The 23,512-nt window shown below is 38.7% G+C and carries 19 protein-coding genes and 1 tRNA gene; 8 read left to right on the forward strand and 12 right to left on the reverse strand.

Features of this window, described 5'->3' with window-relative positions:
* The first annotated feature begins 21 nt into the window (after positions 1 to 21).
* The 4 genes from ACK2WI_RS00685 to katG all read left to right on the forward strand — a co-directional run bounded on the left by ACK2WI_RS00685 (position 22) and on the right by katG (position 4,522).
* Positions 22 to 106, forward strand: a tRNA-Leu gene (locus tag ACK2WI_RS00685).
* Between the two features lie 653 nt (positions 107 to 759).
* Positions 760 to 1,017, forward strand: coding sequence for a hypothetical protein (locus ACK2WI_RS00690; protein WP_409149257.1), 258 nt, complete (start codon positions 760 to 762; stop codon positions 1,015 to 1,017).
* A complete protein-coding gene (locus ACK2WI_RS00695) occupies positions 1,017 to 1,460 on the forward strand; it encodes a hypothetical protein (RefSeq protein ID WP_409149259.1) in 444 nt (147 codons plus the stop codon). The genes ACK2WI_RS00690 and ACK2WI_RS00695 overlap by 1 nt, the downstream gene beginning before the upstream one ends.
* Before the next feature lie 782 nt (positions 1,461 to 2,242).
* Positions 2,243 to 4,522 (forward strand): catalase/peroxidase HPI, encoded by a 2,280-nt coding sequence (katG, locus tag ACK2WI_RS00700; RefSeq protein WP_409149261.1) that lies wholly within the window; start codon positions 2,243 to 2,245, stop codon positions 4,520 to 4,522.
* 203 nt (positions 4,523 to 4,725) lie between these two features.
* On the opposite strand, the gene ACK2WI_RS00705 is transcribed toward katG, so the two are convergent.
* The 4 genes from ACK2WI_RS00705 to ACK2WI_RS00720 form a co-directional block, all read right to left on the reverse strand.
* Positions 4,726 to 4,983, reverse strand: coding sequence for a hypothetical protein (locus ACK2WI_RS00705; protein WP_409149263.1), 258 nt, complete (start codon positions 4,981 to 4,983; stop codon positions 4,726 to 4,728).
* Between the two features lie 65 nt (positions 4,984 to 5,048).
* Entirely contained in the window at positions 5,049 to 6,311 is a 1,263-nt protein-coding gene (gene icd, locus ACK2WI_RS00710) for an NADP-dependent isocitrate dehydrogenase (protein WP_409149265.1), read from the reverse strand.
* A 17-nt stretch (positions 6,312 to 6,328) separates the two neighbouring features.
* A complete protein-coding gene (locus ACK2WI_RS00715) occupies positions 6,329 to 8,464 on the reverse strand; it encodes a cation:proton antiporter (protein ID WP_409149267.1) in 2,136 nt (711 codons plus the stop codon).
* A gap of 108 nt (positions 8,465 to 8,572) precedes the next feature.
* Positions 8,573 to 9,790 carry an FtsX-like permease family protein gene (locus ACK2WI_RS00720; RefSeq protein ID WP_169918998.1) on the reverse strand — a complete coding sequence of 406 codons (1,218 nt, stop codon included), beginning with the start codon at positions 9,788 to 9,790 and terminating at the stop codon, positions 8,573 to 8,575.
* 92 nt (positions 9,791 to 9,882) lie between these two features.
* On the opposite strand from ACK2WI_RS00720, the gene fmt reads away from it, so the two are divergent.
* Positions 9,883 to 10,815, forward strand: coding sequence for a methionyl-tRNA formyltransferase (gene fmt / locus ACK2WI_RS00725; protein ID WP_409149269.1), 933 nt, complete (start codon positions 9,883 to 9,885; stop codon positions 10,813 to 10,815).
* Here fmt and ACK2WI_RS00730 read toward each other — a convergent pair.
* Entirely contained in the window at positions 10,812 to 11,018 is a 207-nt protein-coding gene (locus tag ACK2WI_RS00730) for a helix-turn-helix transcriptional regulator (protein WP_093096784.1), read from the reverse strand. The genes fmt and ACK2WI_RS00730 overlap by 4 nt on opposite strands.
* A 301-nt stretch (positions 11,019 to 11,319) precedes the next feature.
* Between ACK2WI_RS00730 and ACK2WI_RS00735 the strand changes: the two genes are divergently transcribed.
* The gene (locus ACK2WI_RS00735; protein ID WP_093096797.1) at positions 11,320 to 12,180 is read left to right on the forward strand and encodes an RNA polymerase sigma factor RpoD/SigA; all 861 of its coding nucleotides are present in this window, start codon (positions 11,320 to 11,322) and stop codon (positions 12,178 to 12,180) included.
* Between the two features lie 132 nt (positions 12,181 to 12,312).
* Here the strand turns inward: ACK2WI_RS00735 and ACK2WI_RS00740 are convergent, their stop codons facing one another.
* From ACK2WI_RS00740 to ACK2WI_RS00765, 6 genes are all read right to left on the reverse strand, one after another.
* On the reverse strand, positions 12,313 to 12,642 hold the full coding sequence (locus tag ACK2WI_RS00740) for a helix-turn-helix domain-containing protein (RefSeq protein ID WP_093096800.1): 330 nt from the start codon (positions 12,640 to 12,642) through the stop codon (positions 12,313 to 12,315).
* A gap of 106 nt (positions 12,643 to 12,748) precedes the next feature.
* On the reverse strand, positions 12,749 to 14,119 hold the full coding sequence (gene murC / locus ACK2WI_RS00745; RefSeq protein ID WP_312697556.1) for a Mur ligase family protein: 1,371 nt from the start codon (positions 14,117 to 14,119) through the stop codon (positions 12,749 to 12,751).
* Positions 14,120 to 14,962, reverse strand: coding sequence for a 50S ribosomal protein L11 methyltransferase (prmA, locus tag ACK2WI_RS00750; RefSeq protein ID WP_409149272.1), 843 nt, complete (start codon positions 14,960 to 14,962; stop codon positions 14,120 to 14,122).
* Between the two features lie 3 nt (positions 14,963 to 14,965).
* Positions 14,966 to 15,733 (reverse strand): triose-phosphate isomerase, encoded by a 768-nt coding sequence (gene tpiA, locus ACK2WI_RS00755; RefSeq protein ID WP_093096807.1) that lies wholly within the window; start codon positions 15,731 to 15,733, stop codon positions 14,966 to 14,968.
* A 23-nt stretch (positions 15,734 to 15,756) separates the two neighbouring features.
* Complete coding sequence (locus ACK2WI_RS00760) at positions 15,757 to 16,959, reverse strand: putative sugar nucleotidyl transferase (protein ID WP_409149274.1); 1,203 nt, start codon at positions 16,957 to 16,959, stop codon at positions 15,757 to 15,759.
* Between the two features lie 75 nt (positions 16,960 to 17,034).
* Positions 17,035 to 17,283 (reverse strand): type B 50S ribosomal protein L31, encoded by a 249-nt coding sequence (locus ACK2WI_RS00765; protein ID WP_093096812.1) that lies wholly within the window; start codon positions 17,281 to 17,283, stop codon positions 17,035 to 17,037.
* Positions 17,284 to 17,552: 269 nt separating this feature from the next.
* Between ACK2WI_RS00765 and lysS the strand changes: the two genes are divergently transcribed.
* On the forward strand, positions 17,553 to 19,271 hold the full coding sequence (gene lysS / locus ACK2WI_RS00770) for a lysine--tRNA ligase (protein WP_409149276.1): 1,719 nt from the start codon (positions 17,553 to 17,555) through the stop codon (positions 19,269 to 19,271).
* A gap of 180 nt (positions 19,272 to 19,451) precedes the next feature.
* Complete coding sequence (locus ACK2WI_RS00775) at positions 19,452 to 19,850, forward strand: hypothetical protein (RefSeq protein WP_409149278.1); 399 nt, start codon at positions 19,452 to 19,454, stop codon at positions 19,848 to 19,850.
* Positions 19,851 to 20,637: 787 nt separating this feature from the next.
* Here the strand turns inward: ACK2WI_RS00775 and ACK2WI_RS00780 are convergent.
* On the reverse strand, positions 20,638 to 23,496 hold the full coding sequence (locus ACK2WI_RS00780) for a M16 family metallopeptidase (protein WP_409149280.1): 2,859 nt from the start codon (positions 23,494 to 23,496) through the stop codon (positions 20,638 to 20,640).
* Between the last annotated feature and the right edge of the window lie 16 nt (positions 23,497 to 23,512).

Genomic DNA, 23,512 nt, shown 5'->3' on the forward strand with positions numbered 1-23,512 from the left:
AATCTCGTCTTTCGCTCAGTTGCCTAGGTGGTGGAACTGGTAGACACGCAGGACTTAAAATCCTGTTCCCGTTAAGGGAGTGCGGGTTCGATTCCCGCCCTAGGTACAGAAAAAAGCCGCTTTGAGCGGCTTTTTTAGTATTACAGTAGTTAGTATTTAGTATTTAGACCTGATTTTCTCCTTCCCGATTTTTTCGTATTGTTTAAAGGATACCATTGTCAAATTCCTTTTCTGACTTGAACTATTTGCACCATACTTGTAGTTATTTCAAGAGGACAGCTATAAGATCACCTAACTGGTTAATCATGTTTTATTTATTAATCATAGCGATTCATATTAATCTAACTCAAAGTAAGTTTACATCTGTGTACTCTCTGTTATTTAGCAATCTATAATCGGTGCACATAGACTGCAAAAAATGATTATATTTGTTTACCAATTATCATCCATATAAGGTCACCAATAAACTTGCACTCATTAGTACGAAGCTTTAGACACATTCTTTTAAAATAAAGTCCGAAAAATTTTTATTGATATTTAATAAAATACGTATAAAATGCATTACATAAATATACTGGATCTAACGCAATTATATCTATAGGATCGATTTTTTAGGATATAAACTTCATGCTGGATGAAGCTAGCTTTTAATTCATTTATCATAAACTTAGCATAATTATGATGTTGTATACATGTTGGTAAAGTCATACGATTGTTTACAACATTTTAACTTTATTAATGACTTAATTAATCATAGCTATGAGTAAAAAAATCAATGTAACTCTATATTGCCCTACTTGTGGACAATCAGACTTTAATCACAATGAGGACAAATCATTTGTCAAATGCAATAACTGTGAAAGAGAATTTCATAGAGGTATAAATGAGCTGATTGAATTCAATCAGACAGCAATTGAAAATGAAGTTCAAAATTATGGTCAATCGCTATTAGATGACTTTGGGAAGAAACTAGCTAGTAGATTTAAAAACAACATTCACTTAAAGTTTAAGAAATAATGGAAAATATTGATTATTCCCTCGTATTTTCCATTATTGCTATTTTTGGATCACTTTTAACTTATTTCATACATGATCGAAAAATAAAAGCTCAGGAAAAACTTATAAACGATTATCAAATCAATAAGATTATAGAAGAAAAAATTGAAAAAACACAAGCTGTAATTCGGGCGTCTATAATCAAAGGTAATAATGGTAATCGAACTTTAAGAGTATATAATAAAGGAAAAGCTACTGCAAGAAATATAAGGTTATTCATTCTAGATGAGCCAGAATACTTATACTCCACCAATCCGTTTCCATTCCCCGCGTTAAACGAGAAGGAAAATGTAGATCTAATTATACATTTACATATGGGCTCTCCTGACAATATATCATTCGAACTAATATGGGATGATGAATATGCAGAGAACAATAAACACAGTCAAATATTACAATTATAATGAGTCTTTGGGTTCTTTTCAAGATCATATTAGATGTATAATCTTATTAACTTTACACCAGTAAAAAGTTAAATAAAAAAACTTTATTTGAGGTACTGTTTTAATCCTACCACATTGATAACTAGAGAATTAAAACTCCAAATAGATAAAATATAGAATGACTACTGGACATGAGGAGTTTCGCATCCCTTGAACGACATCGAGCAGTTCACATTCTTGATTTAAAAAAACAACTGGATGACAGGTAAACCACGATTTACTATGAAAAACAACTTTTAGTTAGCTGACAGAAAAGTGATATACACAGAAGAAACATAAGAATTACACTGGTCCTTCCTCCAGGAGTTAGATCTTGAGCGAATGATTGACATCTTGCGTAGACCATAAAATTTATGTTAATAATTGTTGAGTAAAATTGCTGAAACTGTTACCAATGGACCTAAGTAAGGAAGCTCTTCAGAAATGATGCGCTTTTTTTGAAGTATTTAGTAGAAAGTATTCAATATTTAGACCTGAGATCTCCTATTCTTTCCATTAGAATTTTGCCTATCCTTAGTTTGATTTATTAAGTTTAGTCATATTAAAATTCCCTTCATTTTCCTAATTTTTTCCTTGATACTACATAGATAAAATCTATCGGCACGCATAGAAATCTTAAATTTTATTTATCTATCTTTAGTTAAATTTAAAGCAGAGGGCAGGAATCTTTCTGCCAATTCTTATTGTGATTCAATTAAATACAATTAACCTTAAATAGTAAAATAAAAAATAAATACAGAGATATGGAAAATGGAAACGACATCAGCAAATGTCCATTTCACAATGGATCGGCAAAACAAAATCTGACGGTTGCGGGCGGAGGAACCACGATTTCAGATTGGTGGCCGAAGAAATTAAAAGTTAGTTTATTGCGTCAGCATTCAAATCTATCTGATCCTATGGATCCAGATTTTGACTATGCAGAGGAGTTCAAAAAATTAGATTTAGAGGCAGTAAAACAGGATCTACATGCCTTGATGACTGATTCACAGGATTGGTGGCCTGCGGATTTTGGTCATTACGGTGGCTTATTTATCCGTATGGCTTGGCACTCAGCCGGTACCTACAGAGTAGGCGACGGTCGCGGTGGCGCTGGAACAGGTCAACAACGCTTTGCACCATTGAATAGCTGGCCGGACAACGTGAGCTTGGATAAGGCAAGAAGGTTATTATGGCCTATCAAACAGAAATATGGCAAGAAATTATCTTGGGCTGACTTATTAGTACTTACCGGAAATATTGCCTTGGAATCTATGGGGTTCAAAACCATTGGTTTCGCAGGTGGTCGTGTGGATGCATTTGAGCCAGATGAGGATGTATATTGGGGATCTGAGGATACCTGGTTAGGCGGTGATGTAAGGTATTCGCATGGTTCTGAAGGAATCGTGGACAAAGATCATGGTGTGCTATCTGGTGAAGAAAAGGCAGATGGCGAAGTGCATTCGAGAGATCTGGAGAATCCTTTGGCAGCTGTTCAAATGGGTTTAATTTATGTAAACCCCGAAGGTCCTGATGGAAATCCTGATCCTCTATTAGCTGCGAAAGATATTCGTGATACCTTTGGCCGTATGGCGATGAACGATGAAGAAACCATTGCACTGATCGCTGGTGGTCACTCCTTCGGAAAAACCCATGGTGCTGGCCCAGCGGACAATGTTGGTAAAGAACCGGAAGCTGCAGGTCTAGAAGATCAAGGTCTAGGTTGGAAAAGTTCCTTTAATTCAGGAGTTGGTGCCGACGCTATCACTTCTGGACTGGAAGTAATCTGGACAGAAACACCTACGCAATGGAGTAATAATTTCTTTGAGAACCTATTTAGATACGAGTGGGAATTGACAAAAAGTCCTGCAGGTGCATTCCAATGGGTGGCAAAAGATGCTGATGATGTTATTCCTGACCCATTTGACCCTAATAAAAAACGTAAGCCAACGATGTTGACTACGGATCTTTCCTTGAGATTTGATCCTATTTACGAAAAAATATCGCGTAGATTTTTAGAGAACCCTGATGAGTTCGCTGATGCATTTGCAAAAGCTTGGTTTAAATTGACCCATAGGGATATGGGACCTCGCTCCCGTTATCTTGGTCCGGATGTTCCAGCAGAGGAATTCCTATGGCAAGATCCGATTCCTGAGCTTAACCATGAAACGGTTAACGAAGCAGATGTGGAAGACCTTAAAAACAAGGTGTTATCTTCTGGTCTGAGTGTATCTGAATTGGTTTCTACAGCATGGGCTTCGGCTTCTACTTTCCGTGGTTCTGACAAACGTGGTGGTGCCAATGGTGCACGTGTTCGCCTAGCTCCTCAAAAAGACTGGGCAGTGAACAATCCAGCACAATTGAGTAAGGTATTAAGTGTACTGGAAAACATCAAGGAGCAATTCAATCAGGCTCAAACTTCAGGCAAGCAGGTTTCTATTGCTGATTTGATTGTTATTGCAGGTAATGCAGGTGTTGAAAAAGCGGCAAGAGATGCTGGAAATGAAATCAAAGTTCCATTTACTCCAGGTCGTATGGATGCTTCACAGGAGGAGACCGATGTGGAATCTGTAGGTTACTTAGAGCCTATCGCTGATGGCTTCAGAAACTACAAGAAAAGGAAATATACATCTAGCACTGAAGAATTATTGATCGACAAAGCGCAATTATTGAACCTTACAGCTCCTGAACTAACCGTTCTATTGGCAGGTATGCGTGTATTGGATACTAATTTCGACGGTTCTAAGGATGGGGTGTTCACTAATCGTCCTGGTCAATTGACTAACGATTTCTTAGTGAACTTGCTAGACATGAACACCGCTTGGAAAGCAGCTTCTGAGGACAAAGAACTATACATTGGTTCTGACCGTAAAACCGGCCAACCGAAATGGACCGGAACTAGAGCCGACCTAGTCTTTGGATCAAACTCTGAATTGCGCGTTGTAGCTGAAGTTTATGCAAGTGCTGATGCACAAGAGAAATTCGTTAGGGATTTCGTGAAAACATGGACCAAAGTGATGGATGCTGATAGGTTTGAGGTTTAGTATTGAGATTTGAGATGTGAGATATGAGATAGAAACCGGCAATTTAAGACGACAAAAGGTTGGACAAATATCTAGTGTCTAGTGTCTTTTGTCAATTAAAGTAGATATAGTTGACACGGTTAATATCTCAATACTCAAATCTCATATCTCAATGCTGTTGCTATAAAATAGAAAAGAGTGGAATGCTTCCACTCTTTTCTATTTTATAGCAACATAAGTTTCCAGGCCTCTTCTATCCTACCTTGATTGAGGAATTCTTTGGCTTTAAGGAGTTGATGGGTTATGCGGGTATTTTCATCGCCGATAAAGGCATTTAATAGCTCTTGGATTTCGGGTTCGTATTTGAAGCTGTCGATTTCATGGTCTGTTGGGATCTGATCAATGCTGGCTAATTGCTCTAATTCTTGGGCATTGAATACCCCTGAAGAGCTGATAAAGTGTGGAATATCTGATTTTTGCATAAATAATGGTTCAAAAAAAAGCTGAACCTTGTAAAGTTCAGCTTTTATGCATGAAATGCAAAGTATTAAATCTTTTCGATAATCTTATCTGCGAATTCGGAGGTTTTAAGAAGGGTTGCTCCTTCCATCAAGTTATAGAAATCTACGGTAACCGTTTTGTCTTTGATGGTTTTTGCCAATGCATCCACAATAGCATCAGCCGCTTCTATCCAGCCCATATATTCCAGCATCATCACCCCACTAAGGATAACCGATGAAGGGTTCATGGTATTGGTATTTGCAAATCTAGGTGCTGTACCATGGGTTGCTTCAAAGATCGCGTGGCCAGTTTTGAAATTAATATTGGCTCCAGGAGCAATACCAATTCCACCTACCATGGCCGCTAAAGCATCGGAAATATAATCTCCATTTAGATTCAGAGTGGCAATCACGTCATAATCCTGTGGTGCCAATAGGATCTGCTGCAGGAAGTTGTCTGCAATGATATCTTTAATGATCAGTTTGCCGGCTTGTTCTGCTGCTTTTTGTTCAGCATTTGCAGCATCCTGTCCATCTTTAGCCTTAGTTTGTTCCCATTGGTTCCAAGTATAAACCTGTTCAGAGAATTCCTTTTCAGCCAATTCATAACCCCAGTTTTTAAAGGCACCTTCCGTATATTTCATGATGTTACCTTTATGGACTAGCGTTACGGATTTACGACCTTCTGCTAAAGCAAACTCAATTGCAGCGCGGATAAGTCGTTTTGAGCCTTCCTCAGAGACAAACTTCAAACCTACTCCTGTACTGTTGCTGAAGTTGTAATCGACGTTTAGATCATTCTTAAGAAAATCTTGGATCCTTTTGGATTCAGCGGTTCCTGCTGCAAATTCAATCCCTGCATAGATATCTTCTGTATTCTCCCTGAACACAACCATATCAACTTTCTCAGGATGTTTTACCGGAGAAGGGACGCCCTCATACCACTTGGTCGGACGCTGACAGACATATAGGTCTAGTTCTTTTCTCAAAGCCACATTCAAGGAACGAATACCACCTCCAATAGGTGTAGTCAATGGACCTTTGATACCAACCAAATATTCCTTGAAAACCTCTAAGGTATCTTCTGGCAACCAGCTTCCGGTTTCATTAAAGGCCTTTTCTCCGGCTAAGACTTCTTTCCAATTGATCTTGCGCTTTCCAGCATAGAGCTTTTGAACAGCTGCATCAAAAACCCTGACTGAAGCTTTCCAAATATCAGGCCCTATACCATCTCCAATAATAAAGGGAATGGTAACCTGATCAGGAACTAATAATTTACCTGTTGAATCTATACTGATCTTATCTGACATAATAATCTAATTATTTGTTATTTTTCTTTACTAAACATATTACCAATTTCACGGCTGATCCTTCTAAAGATCGGCGCAGTTTGGATATCCTCGTATTCGTCAATATGTTGGTCCTCAAGTCGAGAAGGAAAGATTAATAGTAAGTTTTGGTTTTTATAGTACTTCCCTACTCTTTTTGCAAGACCATCGAGAGAATCACGATATGAAACATCGCCATACCTAGCAGACACAAAGACTAACATCGAATCTGCATTGCTGAATGTCGCCAATCCATAGATATTGTCCCAATCTTCATAATGTTCAAAGGTAGCCGGAACACTCGATTTCAAGGATTCCAACATTTGAATGATGGCCTGATGACTTCTATGATTACATACGAAGGTAATAGGCAGAGACAATTCAGATGCCAGCTTGGTCATTTTCTCCATCCAATAAGCAAATCCCACTTCGGACTCTGCCAACGGCGGTACAAAAACGGTAATGGACTTGTTGGTTATGAATGGTTTCTCTATCCTGCACATCATTAAAGTTGAGTCTGTACGGTTCAGGATACTTTCGGTTTTTTCACCGACAATCTTCTCAACAAAGCTCGTTGCACTTGGCCATCCCAAGATCAGGCAGTCTGCAAAAGCTTCTTTTGATGCCCTGCTGATTCCGTTTGCAATATTGAAATCGACCTTGGTCTGCAGTTCAACCTCAGTTTCAGAACCTGAAGCATATCTGGCCATTTTGTCCAGATTCTGTCTGGCTTGGTTCAAGTTTCTTTCTGCCAATTCATCGTTCGGCACAACGCTCAGAATATTCAATGGATGTGGGGACTTCTTCGATTTGACAAGTGTCGCAAAATCCAAGATAGCCTCCATATTATTCAAGTTTGCAATAGGGATGACAATCTGTTCATCATGTTCCTCCACATGCTCGATATGTTCCTCATGCTGCCTACCTTCCAATACAATTTTCTTGGAGGCATTTTCAGTTACTATGGAAGCAATGATACAGCTGACAAGGATCAGGATAATGGTTCCATTCAATACATTCTCGTCAATGATTTGGTTGTTGTATCCGACCATGATAATCGCCAAGGTAGCTGCCGCATGGGCATTACTTAGGCCGAAGATCAGGTTTCTTTCGTTTGTGGAATATTTAAAAGCCCATTGGGTTGCTGTTGCCGCTAGGAACTTTCCTACTATACCCACAAGGGTCAGGGCTCCGGCAACATAAAACACCGTCAATCCGGTGCTATTGGTGATTACCCCAATATCAACGATCATACCTACGGAAATCAAGAAAAATGGGATAAATATTGCGTTTCCAATAAACTCGATTCGGTTCATTAATGCTGATGAGTGCGGGATAAGTTTATTTAATGCCAACCCGGCAACGAAGGCCCCAATGATGGGTTCAAGGTTTGCCATTTCTGCTAGGAAAGCCGCGAAGAAAACCACGGTAAGGACAAAGATATAGTGACCTGTTTTTTCACTTTCCACCTTTTCGAAAAACCATTTCGCGATTTTCGGAATGACGCCAAACATAATAAATAGGAAGATCGCAAAGGAAATGCCTAAAGTAACCCAGAATTCATTGTTGATCTCGCCTTGTGAGGCTCCTTTGATTACAGCTAAAATAATCAACACCGCAGTATCCGTCAGGATGGTTCCTCCAATGGTGATCGCAACAGCCTCATTCTTTGAAATACCATAACGGTTTACAATGGGATAGGAAACCAGGGTATGTGTCGCAAACATGCTGGCAATTAGGATACTGGTAAGCAAGCTATAGTCTAATACATAATAACAGACTGGAAACCCTATGGAAATCGGAATTATGAAGGTAAATAGACCGAACATAGCAGATTTGTGCTTGGTCTTTTTGAACTCGTTCATGTCCAATTCTAAACCTGCAATAAACATGATATAAAGCAATCCAATGGTAGAAAAAAGGTCTACAGCGGAGTTCTTTTCTAACCAATTCAGTCCATGCGGGCCAATGATCATCCCCGAAATAATCAGTCCAATGATGCCTGGGACCTTGATAGGTCTCAACAAAATGGGTGACAATAAAATAATGAAGAGTACTAGAGAAAATATAAGCACCGGATTAGTTAGTGGTGCTTCGAACGCGTGGATTAAGTGGTCAAAAATTTTATCGCTCATATAATTATTTCTGTAAGTCAATACAATTGAAAACTGAGATTGTTTTCATCGGAAAGATAATGAAAATTAAGGTAAATAATGATTAGGACCAATAATTCGGTAAGAATGTTACTTGAACTGTATGGTCTTGATCGGTGATATTCGCGAGATCAACATCGATGGAATAAACAAAGTCACCAATGCAATGGCAATGAGCGAAACATTTAACCATAACACCGCCATCCATGATATTTCCATAGGCACAAAGGATACATAATAGATGCTTGGATCAAGCTTAAAGAAATGCGTACTGGTCTGAAAAGCGTATAAACCTAAAGCGATAAGGTTTCCGAGTACCAGCCCATAACCAATGAGGTACAGGGAGTTGTAAAGAAAAACTGTTCTGATCTTCGTATTTCTCATACCCAAGGCCTTAAGCATACCGATCATCGGTGATCTTTCCAAAATAGAGATCAATAATGCTGATATCATATTGATGACTGCCACAACCACCATTAAAACGAAAATAATATTATCGTTCATATCGAGCATATTCAGCCAATTGAAGATATCTTGCATTTGCATCACCACATTGGTCGCAAAAAGGCTGACACCTAAATTATTGTTTAGGTCATCTGTCGTATTAAAGAGTTGATTGAAGTCCTTAACCCGGACTTCGTATCCCCCAGCTTGATCTTCTTCAAGATTATTCAGTCTTCTGATCAATGGAAGAGAACCGATCACGTAAATTTTATCCAGTTCTTCGGAATTGGTAGAAAAAATACCTTTGACAACAAATTTTCGTTTCCTTACTGGTTCTTGGATAAAGTACATGATAAAGGATTCACCAACTTTTAGATGAAGCCTATTGGCCATCAAAGAGGAAATCAATAATTGATTATCGGCATCCTCAGCAGAAAAGTTAATGGTATCCCCTTCCAGGATGGTTTTGGAAAGGAAATCTTGGTCATAATCTTTATCAATCCCTTTCATCAGCACCCCTTCTACTTCACCTTTAACATTCATGATTCCGGCTTTGGTAGCAAATGGATAAACGTCTAAAACATTGGGATTTTGCTTGATTCTAGCAATTTGTTTTTCGTCTAAGGAGATTGGAGAATTGACATAAGAGTCGTTCTGTTCATTCTTGAGGATGATAATATCCCCAAAGAACCCCCTTTGCTTTTCCGTTATTTCGCTTTTAAACCCATTGAGGATTGCCACGGCAAGAATAATAGCCATGATAGCCAAGGCCAAGGCACCTATAGTGACGCGCACAATTAGTTTGGAAAACGTACGGTTTCCTTCAAGTGTGATCCTCTTGGCTAAGAAATATGGAAAATTCAAGCTTAAATTAAATTTGTAACTTCGCAAAGTTAATAAAATTTGTCGTCCAACAATAAGGATGTCCACGCATCCTTAAGGTAATTTATTCATATATGCGTATTATATTTATGGGCACCCCGGACTTTGCAGTTGCTTCATTGAAAGCATTGATCGATGCGGGTGAAGAAGTTGTTGCAGTAGTTACTGGTCCAGATAAGCCAGCAGGAAGAGGTCAGAAAATCCACGAATCAGCTGTTAAGCAATTTGCAGTATCTCAGAACATCCCTGTTTTACAACCTTTGAAATTAAGGGACCCATCATTCTTGGAAGAATTGAAATCCTTTCAAGCAGACTTGCAGGTGGTCGTAGCATTCAGGATGTTGCCTGAAATGGTTTGGAATATGCCAGCAAAAGGAACGATCAATGTCCATGCCTCTTTATTGCCGAATTACCGCGGAGCAGCTCCGATCAATCACGCCATCATCAATGGTGAAAATAAATCTGGAGTGACGACATTCCTATTGCAGCATGAAATCGACACTGGAAATATTTTGTTTTCTACGGAAGTTTCCATTGCTGATACGGACAATGCGGGAGACCTGCATGACAAATTGATGGTTGCTGGAGCTGAACTGCTGATCAAAACAGTGAATGCGATAAAAGAAGGCAATGTCAACCCAATCCCTCAGGATGATTTAGGAGAAAACGCAGAATTGAAACATGCTCCAAAAATCTTTAAAGAAGACTGCCTGATCGACTGGAATAAAAGCACAGCAGAGGTTTACAACTTAATTAGAGGCCTAAGTCCCTATCCAGCTGCATTTACCCATTTAGATGGCAAGGTTTTGAAGATCTTTGCTGCAGAGAAAGAAATTACAGCACACAATGATTTGGCAGGTTCCTATCATTCGGATGGAAAGACTATGTTGAAATTTGCAACTCGAGATGGTTACCTAAAACTTTCTGAAGTACAAATAGAAGGAAAAAAGAGAATGTTAGTTAGTGATTTTCTAAGGGGCTTTCGTCTGGACAAATTGTCGGATTAATCTTCTACATATTTAAATATATCACCAGGCTGACAGTCTAAGGCTTTGCAAATCGCATCCAAGGTACTGATTCGGATGGCTTTAGCCTTTTGGTTTTTGATAATGGAAAGGTTGGAAAGTGTGATACCAACTTTTGCACTCAATTCATTCAGAGACATTTTTCTCTGAGACATGATTTCGTCTAAATGAACAATTATAGGCATAACAGATCTATTTTTGCTTTTGAATAATATTATTGAAGAAAACAAATCATGTTTGGATTTGTTTTATATCGAGAAAAAGGAAAATGAAATAAGCAAGCAAAATTAGTTAAATGTGTGTTAAAAACTTGAAAATCGACGAGATTGACAGCTTTTTGGAATGATTTTTGATGTTAGTATAACATCAACTCACCACAGATAACTAACTCATAATGAGTTAATAAATTACAATAATATTAGAAATAATTGGGATAAATTCGTTATGTTTGCAAACATTTCAGAAAAGAAAGGTTTATATATTTAGATGAGACAGCTCAAAATTACACAATCCATCACCAACCGTGAATCGCAATCACTTGATAAGTATTTGCATGAAATCGGCAAGGTAGATTTAATTTCGGCAGAAGAAGAGGTTATTCTAGCTCAAAGAATTCGTGAAGGTGATCAGGTTGCTTTGGAGAAATTAACAAAAACCAACTTACGTTTCGTTGTATCCGTTGCAAAACAATACCAGAATCAAGGATTAACCTTAGGGGACTTGATCAACGAAGGAAACTTAGGCTTAATAAAAGCAGCAAAGAGATTCGATGAGACAAAAGGGTTTAAGTTTATTTCTTACGCAGTTTGGTGGATTCGTCAATCAATTTTACAGGCAATTGCTGAGCAATCTCGTATCGTTCGTTTACCATTGAACCAAGTAGGGTCCTTAAGCAAAATCAGCAAGGCCTTCTCAAAATTGGAGCAAGAATATGAGCGTGAACCATCTCCAGAGGAATTAGCGGACATTTTGGAAACTACCGTTGACAAAGTGTCGGATACATTAAGCAACTCTGGACGTCACGTATCTATGGATGCGCCATTTGTGCAAGGTGAAGAAAACACCCTATTGGACGTATTGGAAAACAGCGACCCTGACACAGACAGTTCATTAATCGATGAGTCCTTATCGGAAGAAATCAAAAGATCGTTAGCTACTTTGACAGAGCGCGAAAGAGAAATCATTGTATTGTTCTTCGGATTAGGTTCAAACCATCAATTGTCTTTGGAAGAGATTGGAGAGAAATTCAGCTTGACTAGAGAGCGTGTGCGTCAAATTAAAGACAAGGCGTTACAGCGTCTAAGACACACCTCTAGAAGCAAGATCCTAAAATCATACTTAGGATAATAAAAGACTTTATGATTTAACAATAGGGATGCGCAAGTAAAATTGCGCATTTTTTGTTTAATATATTATCATTGAAAACAAAAAAAGCCTAGTACGTTATGTACAAGGCTTTTTCCTTTCGAAATAATTTTGTTATTTCTTATGTAATTGTTCGTATAAGTCAATTACCTTTTTTTGCAAATCGATTACTTCAACTTCGCGTGCTTGAAGACGCTTTTGAAGCTCGTTTACTTCATTCTGAATTTGTTTATCTTCTTCAGGGTCTGAAGTAGACAACAATTGTACAAGAGATAGTCCAAACAATTTAGAAATTTGGTTTAATCTCGATAAATTGACATCAGTAATTCCTGTTTCAATCTTAGAAAAAGCGGGAATCGAAATATCTAGCCTTTTAGCTACATCCTCCTGACTCCATCCTTTTTGATGTCTAAGTAATCTAATTTTTTTTCCTAATGCATTCATGGGTAAAATGTAAAATATTTATTTATTAAGTAATTATCAAATTTAAACAAATAAAGTAAAATTCAAAATCCCATTATTAAAATTTTAAAAAAATTCAGAAAGAATGTTAAAAATTTCTCAAAAATTTATCTGCAAAACTACTCATATTTACCCCATTGTAGTTGTTTGAACTCATAAACAGCAAATTATAACCATTTGACTTAAATGTCTCCAAAAACTCTTCTAAATCAGGCATTTGCGTGATTACTTGGAAAGAAGGATGATTAAAAGCTTCAGTTAGACGCCAAATTAAGTTATCTAAAGCAATATTTTTTTCCTTTATAAGCGAAGTATTAACGAATACGACAGCGAAATCTGATTCATTCATCGAATTTGCGTATTCCGTAATAAACTCAGAGTCAAGACTGTCATAGGCATTTAATTCGATGACGGTCACCAATGCCTGATTGGGGAATTGTTCCTTTACAGCATGTATGCTGGAGCGCAATTTACTTGGGGTATGTGCAAAGTCTTGGTAAACTACGCTACCATTCTGACTCGCAACGAATTCCAGATAACGAATGGAGCTCTTAAAATCTTGGATTGCCGCATAAAACTCATCCCGCTTCACTCCTAGCCATTCACAAACCGTAAATGCACCGGCAATATTGGAAAGATTATGCTTTCCGAAAACCTTTAATGGAATGTTTTCGTCAGCGACATGAATGTAAGTTACACCCTTATTGATTGTATATTCCGGCAGCTTATAACCATGGCGATTTATTTTGATGTCCATGGTCCTTTCAACCACTTCTCGGGTGTTTTTATCGTCCTTGTTATATATTAGTGTACCTTTTGGTACAATCGTACGGATAAAGTCCTCAAACTGCTTAAAATATTCTTCTTCTGTGATAACAGTTTTAAAGTGATCCCAATCAATACCACTAATCAAAGCGATATTGGGTTTATATTTTAAGAATTTTGATTGTTTATTAACTGCAGAGGCATAATACTCATCTCCTTCAATAATCATTAAATTATTTTCAGGATTCAATTGCAGAAGGTCATCAAAACCTTCCAATTGGGCTCCGACTAAATAGTCGAAATTACGTCCTAACTTTTTCAGGACATGCATGATCATACTGGTGATCGTTGTTTTTCCATAAGTACCGGCGATGACAACACGTGTCTTCTCGGCACTTTGCTCATAAACAAATTCGGGGAAGGAATAGATCTTGATTCCTAGTTCCTTGGCTTTTTGAAGTTCAGGATTATTTTCATCGGCATGCATCCCCAAGATTACAGCATCGATATCCTCTGTGATCTTCTCAGGGAACCAACCAAGCTCTTTCGGCAACAAACCCGCCTCACGAAGCTGAGATTTGGAAGGCTCTACGATTTGATCATCAGAACCAGTGACTTGATGGCCTTGTTCAGCTAAATTAATAGCTAAATTATGCATGATACTTCCGCCTATGGCAATAAAATGAATGCGCATTTAATTTGCTTTAATGAATTTGGCTGAACACCAGGTATCCAGCACTTTTTTATCTACAAATTGAAAGCCTAAGCCTTCTGCTTTGTTTCTTAAGATATCTAAATCCTCGCCATCGTAAAATCCAGAGATAAATAACTCACCTGAATTTTCAAGATCGGCATAATAAACATCAAATTGATCCATTAAGATGTTCCTATTGATGTTTGCCAAAATTGTATTGAATTTTTTACCTTCAATCGCTTCCTTAGACCCCAATTTAGCTTCAATATTATCAACTTGGTTCAGAACCTTGTTTTCCAATACACTTTCTACACAAATAGGATCAAAATCCACTGCAAGGATATTCGACGCCCCTCTTTTGGAGGCTAATATCGCCAAGATGCCGGTTCCACAGCCCATATCTAAAACAGACTTCCCTTCAAAATCGTTTTCCAGGATAAAAGAAAGCATCATGGACGTCGTTTGGTGGTGACCGGTTCCGAAGGACATCTTCGGATCAATAATGATCTGATAAGGGTATTCGGGTTTATCTTCATGGAAGGTCGCCCGAACATAACATTGATCATCAACTACAATTGGACTAAAATTACTTTCCCAAACTTGGTTCCAATTCTTGTTTTCCAATTCATTGACTTCATAGGAAATGTCATAACCTACTGCTTCGACAAGCAAAGCCGTCTCAAGCGCCTGGATATCCAGGTTGGCAGCTGGAATATAGGCAACAAAACCTTGGTCTTGATCCTCAAAGGTATCAAAACCAAGATTTGCCAATTCAGCTATTAGCAAATCCTTTTGCCATTCCTCCATATTAGAGGATGTAAAAGTAACTGCTGTATACTTCATATTTTAAGCGTTAAAAACGTTAATAATTTGCAAGAAATCACGTGATTTCAAGGATGCACCGCCGATCAAACCACCATCGATGTCAGGTTGAGAGAATAGGCTCTGCGCGTTAGATGGGTTTGCACTACCACCGTAAAGAATGCTAGTATTATCAGCAACCTCTTGACCAAACTGATCAGCCAAAGTTTGACGGATATAAGCGTGTACTTCTTGAGCTTGCTCAGGGCTAGCTGTCAATCCAGTTCCGATTGCCCAAACCGGTTCATAGGCCAATACGATATTTTTAAAAGCTTCAGCGTCCAAATGGAACAAGGCTTTGCTCAATTGTGTTTTGATCACCTCAAAATAAGAACCGGATTCGCGCTCATCTTTCGTTTCACCGATACAGAAAATAGGCTTTAAATTATGCTTAAGTGCAGCATCAACCTTTTCAGCCAAAAGTTCATCCGTTTCACCGAAATAAGCACGGCGTTCCGAGTGACCTAAAATCACATATTCAGCACCTGTAGATTTTACTTGAGACGCAGAAATCTCACCAGTATAAGCACCAGATTCATGCTGATTGATATCTTGAGCACCAACTGATACATTCTTGGTAGAAGCACTTAATTTAGAAATTGCTGCCAAATGGATAAATGGGCTACAAACAACGACTTCTTGGTTACCAATCACCTCGTCCTTCACCATATTTACGATCTCTGAGAACAAGCTAATACCTTGCTCATAGTCCATATTCATTTTCCAGTTTCCAGCTACAATATTTTTACGCATAGTGTTTTGTATTTATTATATGTTTAAGATTGATTTTCCTCATGTAGGTATTTGACATCATCAAATATGAATTTGAAAATGGAGAGATTGCCTTTCAGACCTTCTGAACCTGTTATTTGTTCTTTTCGCTCCATCATATTTATAAATTTCTCAAAAGTATATCGAGTCGATTCTTTATCCGTTAACCAACTGAAATCAGGCACAAATTTGGGAATAAATTTTGACATTGCAATCTGGGAGCCAACTCCAATTACCGAGCCGGTTGTAAATGAAGAATTTATGGCGCACATAGCATGGTCACCCATAAATAATCCGCACTTATATTCACTGGTTTCACGGTAGCTAAGATCCTCATAATCAAACAACCGAACAACCTGCCAATTGTTTTTCAAATTAGAATTTGAAGTCCCTGCCCCGATGTTGCAGCCCTCACCAATTACCGAACAGCCCAAATAACCTTCATGCCCTTTTGCGCTATTTCCCCAAATCACCGTATTATTAATCTCACCGCACACCGTACTCCCAGGTCCAATGCTGGTATTCGGATACAGCCTTGCTCCCGACTTCACTCTCGCCCCAGCACCAATAGCAACATAACCCTTTAAAAACGCCCCTTCTTCAATCTTAGCTTCTTTTCCAATATAAATAGGGCCTTCCAAGCTATTTAAACTCACCCCTTCAACCTGAGCTCCTTCTTCAATAAATATCCAGGAACCAAAAACCATATTCGAATCGCTAATGGCAGCAGATTGGCGGCCAGCAGTCAATAAGTTATAGTCGAAAAGTAATTGGGATTTGTTTTCAATGAATATATCTTCCAGAAAGTTTAAACTTGAGATTTCAGAAGATGACTTGATGGGATTGTAAGTTTCAAAGATGTTTTCCAGGTCCAGCCCTGGTTCACTGGTCTTGATCGCTATCCAGGAAGTTTCATCCATGAGCACATCACCTTTTTCCATTGCTTTCAATTCTTTAACCAATGCATCAGAAGGAAGGACATTGGCTCTGATAAAAAGAAATCCCTGAGCATCTTGATGTTCTAATGGGTATTTTTCCGCTAGATAATCTGCGGTACTATAGGTGACAGGAGATTGGAAAATATGCCCCCATTTTTCATTCAATGTACAAATACCTGTTCTGATATTGCCAACCGGACGGGTTGAAGCAAAAGGAAAGAGACGCTTACGCCAGTGCGCGTTATCAAATAAAACTATGGTTAGCGACATGAAATAAATGTACATAAAAAATCCCGACAAATAAATTTTATCGGGATAATATCAGTTTCTTTATAGTAAAGAATATTACTTTTTGTTGTAACGGCTACGGAATTTATCAATACGTCCAGCTGTATCAACCAATTTCATCTTACCAGTGTAGAATGGGTGTGATGTGTGAGAAATCTCTAACTTTACCAATGGGTACTCGTTACCATCTTCCCAAGTAATAGTTTCTTTTGTATCAACACAAGATTTAGTAACGAAAGCGTAGTCATTAGACATGTCTTTAAATACAACTAATCTGTAGTTTGATGGATGCAAATCTTTTTTCATTTTATCTTATGATTACTATATAATTCAACAATTGAGGTGCAAAGATAATTTATTTTTCATTCAAATACAAAAAACATAAACAAATTCATTTCCACACCTGTGAATAAGTTCTACTTGCCTTTGAATCAGCAAATACATTTCCGAGGATTTTCATCAGCAGAATTACAAAAGTAAACAAATCCCGTCAAAAACAAGCCTTTTTTCTCCATAAGCATCATTAAATAGTTCTAATTTCATACTTTTGCACAACATTATAAGTTGTACGTAAAATGAGCATCGGATTATCTGAACAAGAACAACAAAGAAGGCTAAACCTAAAAGCCTTGATCGACCTAGGCATTGACCCCTTCCCTGCTGAAGAGTTCAAAGTAAATGCTACGGCTGAAGATATTTTAGAAAACTACGAAAGAGATAAGATCAACTATAAGAGCATCAGTTTTGCCGGACGTATTATGAGCCGCCGAGTGATGGGGAGTGCCTCATTCTTGGAACTTCAAGATTCAACCGGACGTATTCAAGCATACGTAAAACGTGATGATATCTGCCCTGACGAAGACAAGACCTTATATAATACCGTATTCAAAAAGTTATTGGACATCGGTGATATCATCGGTATCACGGGTTTTGTTTTCACCACCCAAACAGGAGAAATCAGTATCCACGTTCAAACCTTAAAGGTCCTTACCAAAGCTTTGAGACCTCTTCCTATTGTTAAGGAAGCAGACGGAAAGACTTTTGATGCCTTTACCGATCCAGAACAACGCTATAGAATGCGTTATGTGGACTTGATCGTAAACTCCCACAATAAAGAGATTTTTGTTAAGCGTACGAAGCTGTTCAACGCCATGCGTGAATACTTCAACAACGCTGGATATATGGAAGTAGAAACTCCGATCCTACAGGCAATTCCTGGTGGAGCGGCTGCACGTCCGTTTATTACCCATCACAATGCATTGGATATCCCATTGTATTTGCGTATCGCCAATGAGCTTTATCTGAAAAGATTGATCGTCGGTGGATTTGATGGCGTCTATGAGTTCTCCAAAAACTTCAGGAATGAAGGTATGGACAGAACGCATAACCCTGAGTTTACCGCAATGGAAATCTATGTAGCCTATAAAGACTACAACTGGATGATGGATTTCACAGAGAATCTTTTAGAGCACTGTGCAATTGCAGTAAACGGAACAACAGAAGCTACTTTTGGAGAGCATCAGGTTGATTTCAAAGCGCCTTACCCTAGGGTGAGCATGACTGATGCCATCAAACAATTCACAGGTTTCGATATCACAGGAAAATCGGAGGATGAAATCCGTCAGGCTGCAAAAGGTATGGGAATCGATGTGAATGAAACGATGGGTAAAGGAAAATTGATCGATGAAATCTTCGGCGAGAAATGTGAAGGAAACTTTATCCAACCTACCTTTATCACGGACTACCCTATCGAAATGTCTCCATTGACCAAAAAACATAGAGACAATCCAGAATTGACAGAACGTTTTGAACTGATGGTCTGCGGTAAGGAAATTGCAAACGCATATTCTGAGCTTAACGATCCTATCGATCAAAGAGAGCGTTTCGAGCATCAATTAAAACTTTCTGAGAAAGGTGATGACGAAGCCATGTTCATTGACCAAGATTTCTTGCGTTCATTGGAATACGGTATGCCTCCTACCTCAGGACTTGGAATCGGTATGGACAGATTGATCATGTTCCTGACCAACAACCCATCGATCCAGGAAGTATTGTTCTTCCCTCAGATGCGTCCTGAAAAAGTTGCAAAGGTCGCTTCAACAGCTGATTATGTAGAACAAGGAATTCCTGAAGCATGGGTACCTGTTCTTCAAAAAATGGGATTCACGACCATAGAGCTTCTAAAAGAAGCTAACCCAAACAAAGTTTTCAATGACTTAGGCGGAATGCGCAAGAAAATGAAACTAGAAGTTGCCATGCCAACCAAAGACGAAGTCTTGGCCTGGTTCGAATAAGCAAATCGAAATAAAAAAGGAAAGCTCCAATGAATATCATTGGAGCTTTCCTTTTTTATGCGAAGGCCCATATAAAGAGACAACACCCTTTCCTTAGCCAATCTCCCTAGAATCTATTCAAAACAATTGAATAATTTTATCGTTTAGATAGTTTAGACAGTTTTGCTAAAAAGAAAACCTATGAAAAAACTCGATCTCATATACTTAATCCCACTTTTGGCAGCCTGCGCAAGCAACCAAGGCAGCAGCACAAAACCACCCAAAATCATTGGGAATTGGCAATGGATAGAAACCTCCGGTGGATTTGCAGGCATCACTAAAACACCCGAATCAACCCGCGAGATCAAACACCTGCAGATAACAAAAGACAGCGTATTCTATTATGAAAACGGGGAACTGACCTCCACCCTGCCCTATAAACTGACTTTGACCAAGTCCATGCTCAATAATAAGGACAGCTGGTTGCTCAATGAAGCACCACATAAGGTATTTGTTTATAGACAAGACAGCACCCTGGTCCTCCAAGAAGATTGCTTCGATTGCTTTTCACATAAATATGTGAAGATGAAGGAGAGGTAAAACGTTAGACATTAGACATGTTTTGAACCAGGATGGACCAAGATTATAGCAATCATCATAGTCTACTCCCAATTCTGAACGAACAGTGAAGAATCTGTACGGTAATTCCACATGAGATCATGTCATCTTAAATCGAAGATTTAAAAACTGTACGCCAATGCCTAACATTAAATTTCATTAGAAGTTTGCTGTGTATATTCTGATATTTTTCGTATCTACCATCGACAAGTTTGTTAGAACTATATTTCTAACTAAGCAATCCCATATTTATCTTCCAGAAAAATATCTTTTTTGCGACCTACTGCCCTGGAAGGGCAGAATTATTTTAGCAATGGTTTCAAACAATATAGGACTAATGCAAAAACGCTGTTCGATTAATCGAACAGCGTTTTTGCGCGACTTTCAGGCTAGCGCGCCATGTCTGCTAAAATAATAGAACCCCAAAAGGGGTTCTTTACGTATCAAATTTGACACCTTTCTAAACCCTATCTTGCTGCAATCTTGGTCTATCCTCTAATCCTGTACCCTGAGCGGCGTCGAAGGGCATCCTGGTTCAAATGCATGCGGCGGGCGTATGGATACACCCCTACCAACATTGAAGATTATATAGGCGATTGAATTACCAACCATAATCCTGTGCCGGGTCTCGACTCCGCTCGACCATCGGTTTGATCTTGGTTTATCCTCTAATCCTCGTTGGCTGAGCGGAGTCGATGCCCATCCTGGTTCAAATGCATGTATTGCCTAAAAACCAAAAACCCCCGTTATTAGCGGGGGCTTTCGATTTTTATTTTGTTGCATCCGGAAGGAGGATAAACTTATAGAAGTTTTCTTCTTTCAGGTATTTGTTTGCAGCGGCTTTGACAGACTCAACCGTTACTTTATCTAATTCTTCCAGATAGCGGGTAACTTTGGTTGGATCGGTTTCATTTTGAACGGAACCTAGTATTTCACTGGCCCAGAATCCATTTTCTTTAAGGTCCAATTCCAATTGACGCTTTTCTTCGATCTTGAACTTATCCAAATCAACTTGTGATGGACCATTCGCTTTTAGCTTTTTGATCTCATCCATAGAAGAATTAATCAAGGATTGGTATTTGTCTACACTTGTACCAAAAGCTATCAAGAAGGAATATCTAGGTTTAGGGAATTTACTGTAAGAGAATCTTGCTCCTGTTCCATAAACACCACTTTCTTCCTCGCGAAGGCGTTCGATCAATTTATTGGTAAGAATAGTTTCCAAAGCACTTGCATTGATGTTCTCTTGCTCATTATAGGTATAATCGCCATATAAGGTCAAACGAACCATTGCTTTCGCCTCTTTACCTTTATTTACGATCTTCTCAACGCCTTTATTTTTTTCATAAAGATTCAAGTCCTTAGGCTTTTCAGCACGGTTTGTGGTTGGCAATGAAGCAACATATTCTTCTAGATATGGCTTGATTTCATCCTCAGTAAAGGATCCAACAATCACAAAGGTAAAATCAGAAGCATCAGCAAACCTATCTCTATAGATCTCTAAAGCTTTAGCTTGGTTTACTTTATCAAGGTCATTAACGGTATAAGGGATGCGACGGATGCTATTTCCATAAAGCGTACGCTGTATTGCATCGCCGTAAACAAAGTTAGGATCGTTGTCACGGTTTGCCATCATGTCCTTTTGCTTGCTAATGGTACTTTGGAATACATCATCCTCAATTCTAGGTTCTGTAAAATAACCATAGACCATTTCGAAGGCAGTTTTCAAACTTTCCTTATCTGTTGCACCTCTTAAACCTTCAGAACGTTCAGAAATATAAGGGCTGATGTTCACATCCTTACCGGTCAAGCTTTTCTGCAATTCAACGGTATTCAACTGTCCGATACCTGAGCTGTTCACTAAATTTCCAGCAAAAGATGCAGACATATAATCAGCATCAGAATACAATGAAGTACCACCTGGGCTGTAAGCAGAGATCATTATCTGATCATTCTTGAACTTGGTCGGTTTCAATAGAACCTTTACCCCATTGCTCAAGGTCAATTCCTTGGTCTCAATGCCGTCGATTGATTTTTCAGACTTTATCGAACCCTTAACTGGGGTTTTAGACAACATTGGCAGATCAGAAACCTTATCATCATAAGGTTTTATATCTTCCTTTTCGATAGCTGCAAACCATGAATTTACGGCTGCTTCTTCCGGCAATTTATCTTTCTCAGCGTCTGGTGCCAAGATCAACACATCACGGTTTATATCTTTATAGAATTCCTTACCTACAGATTCTACCTCTTTCAAGGTCAATGTAGGCAATAATTGTTTCGTGATTTCATATCTATCCTCATTGCTCAATGCAGGACCATCCTTCAAGAAATGGTTCAGATAGGAATTTACATAGCTATCAGACTTTCTTTTATCACGCTCCACATAAGAAGTCTCATTGTTTTTTGCAATCGAGCTGATAGCACGTTTAAATTCAGTATCGGTAAATCCGAACCTTTGGAAACGGTCCAATTCTCTGACAATGGCTTTAAAGCCTTCCTCAAATTGTCCTGGTTTTGAAACAAAAAATGCACCTAAATTATCCAATCCACCCATGAATCCCGAGATATCTACCCCACCTTGAATAAATGGAGGGTTGGCAGATTGGCTCAATTCACTATAACGGGCATTGATCATTTGGTTGAAAACATCTTTCAACAATTCTCTCCTATAGTCTTTGACCGTACTTACCTTTTCCTCTGGGTGCTTGATCATGATCTGACCAACGGTATAGGTCATTTCTGGATCCGTCACCTTAATGAATTGGTTTTTATTCAACAGGTCCACCTTGTATTCCGTACGTGGTTTGATGGTTTTAGGAACCTTCATGTCCGAGAACAATCTTTTCACTTCAGCTTCCATCTGCTGCGGATCTACATCACCGACAATAATGAGGGATTGCAGATCAGGACGGTACCATTCAGCATGAAAATTACGGATTACTTCAGGATCAAAGTTCATGATCACTTGTTCCGTTCCAATAGGAAGACGATCGGCATAGCGTGAGCCATTCAACATTACTTTGATGTACTGATCACGCATACGTTGCATAGCACCGCGTCCACCACGCATCTCTTCCATGATTACGCCACGTTCCTTATTGATCTCATCAGTCTCCAATAATGCGTCTTGCGCCCAATCACGCATTACCTGCAAGCCATTTTTCAATAATTCAGGATCATCCGAGGGAATAGGCAATTGATAAACAGTTTCATCAAAACTGGTATAAGCATTCAAGTCAGAGCCAAAACGCACACCTGCTTTTTGCAAATAGTCGATCAAATCATTCTTTGGAAAATGTTTAAGACCATTAAAGTTCATGTGCTCCATAAAGTGCGCCAAGCCCAGTTCTTTCTCATTTTCAAGGATTGAACCGACCTTCATCGCCAAGTACATGGTCACACGTTTTTCCGGTTCAGTATTTTTGCGTATATAGTATTGGAATCCATTTGCTAACTTGCCTTTAATAACATCTTTATCAAAGGGCAATTTTGCATCCCATTTCAGCGAGTCATTCATCAAGATGACTTTCGCCTCTGGGTTAAAGTTTGTTGGCACATACGCACTAGCCATTTCTGTTGCAAAAGGCAATAAAAATGCTAATGCCAAGGGTTTTAGAAGTTTCATAATTTCAAAAAAAATT

The organism is Sphingobacterium sp. BS-2, from assembly GCF_046161205.1.
Taxonomy (GTDB): domain Bacteria; phylum Bacteroidota; class Bacteroidia; order Sphingobacteriales; family Sphingobacteriaceae; genus Sphingobacterium; species Sphingobacterium mizutaii.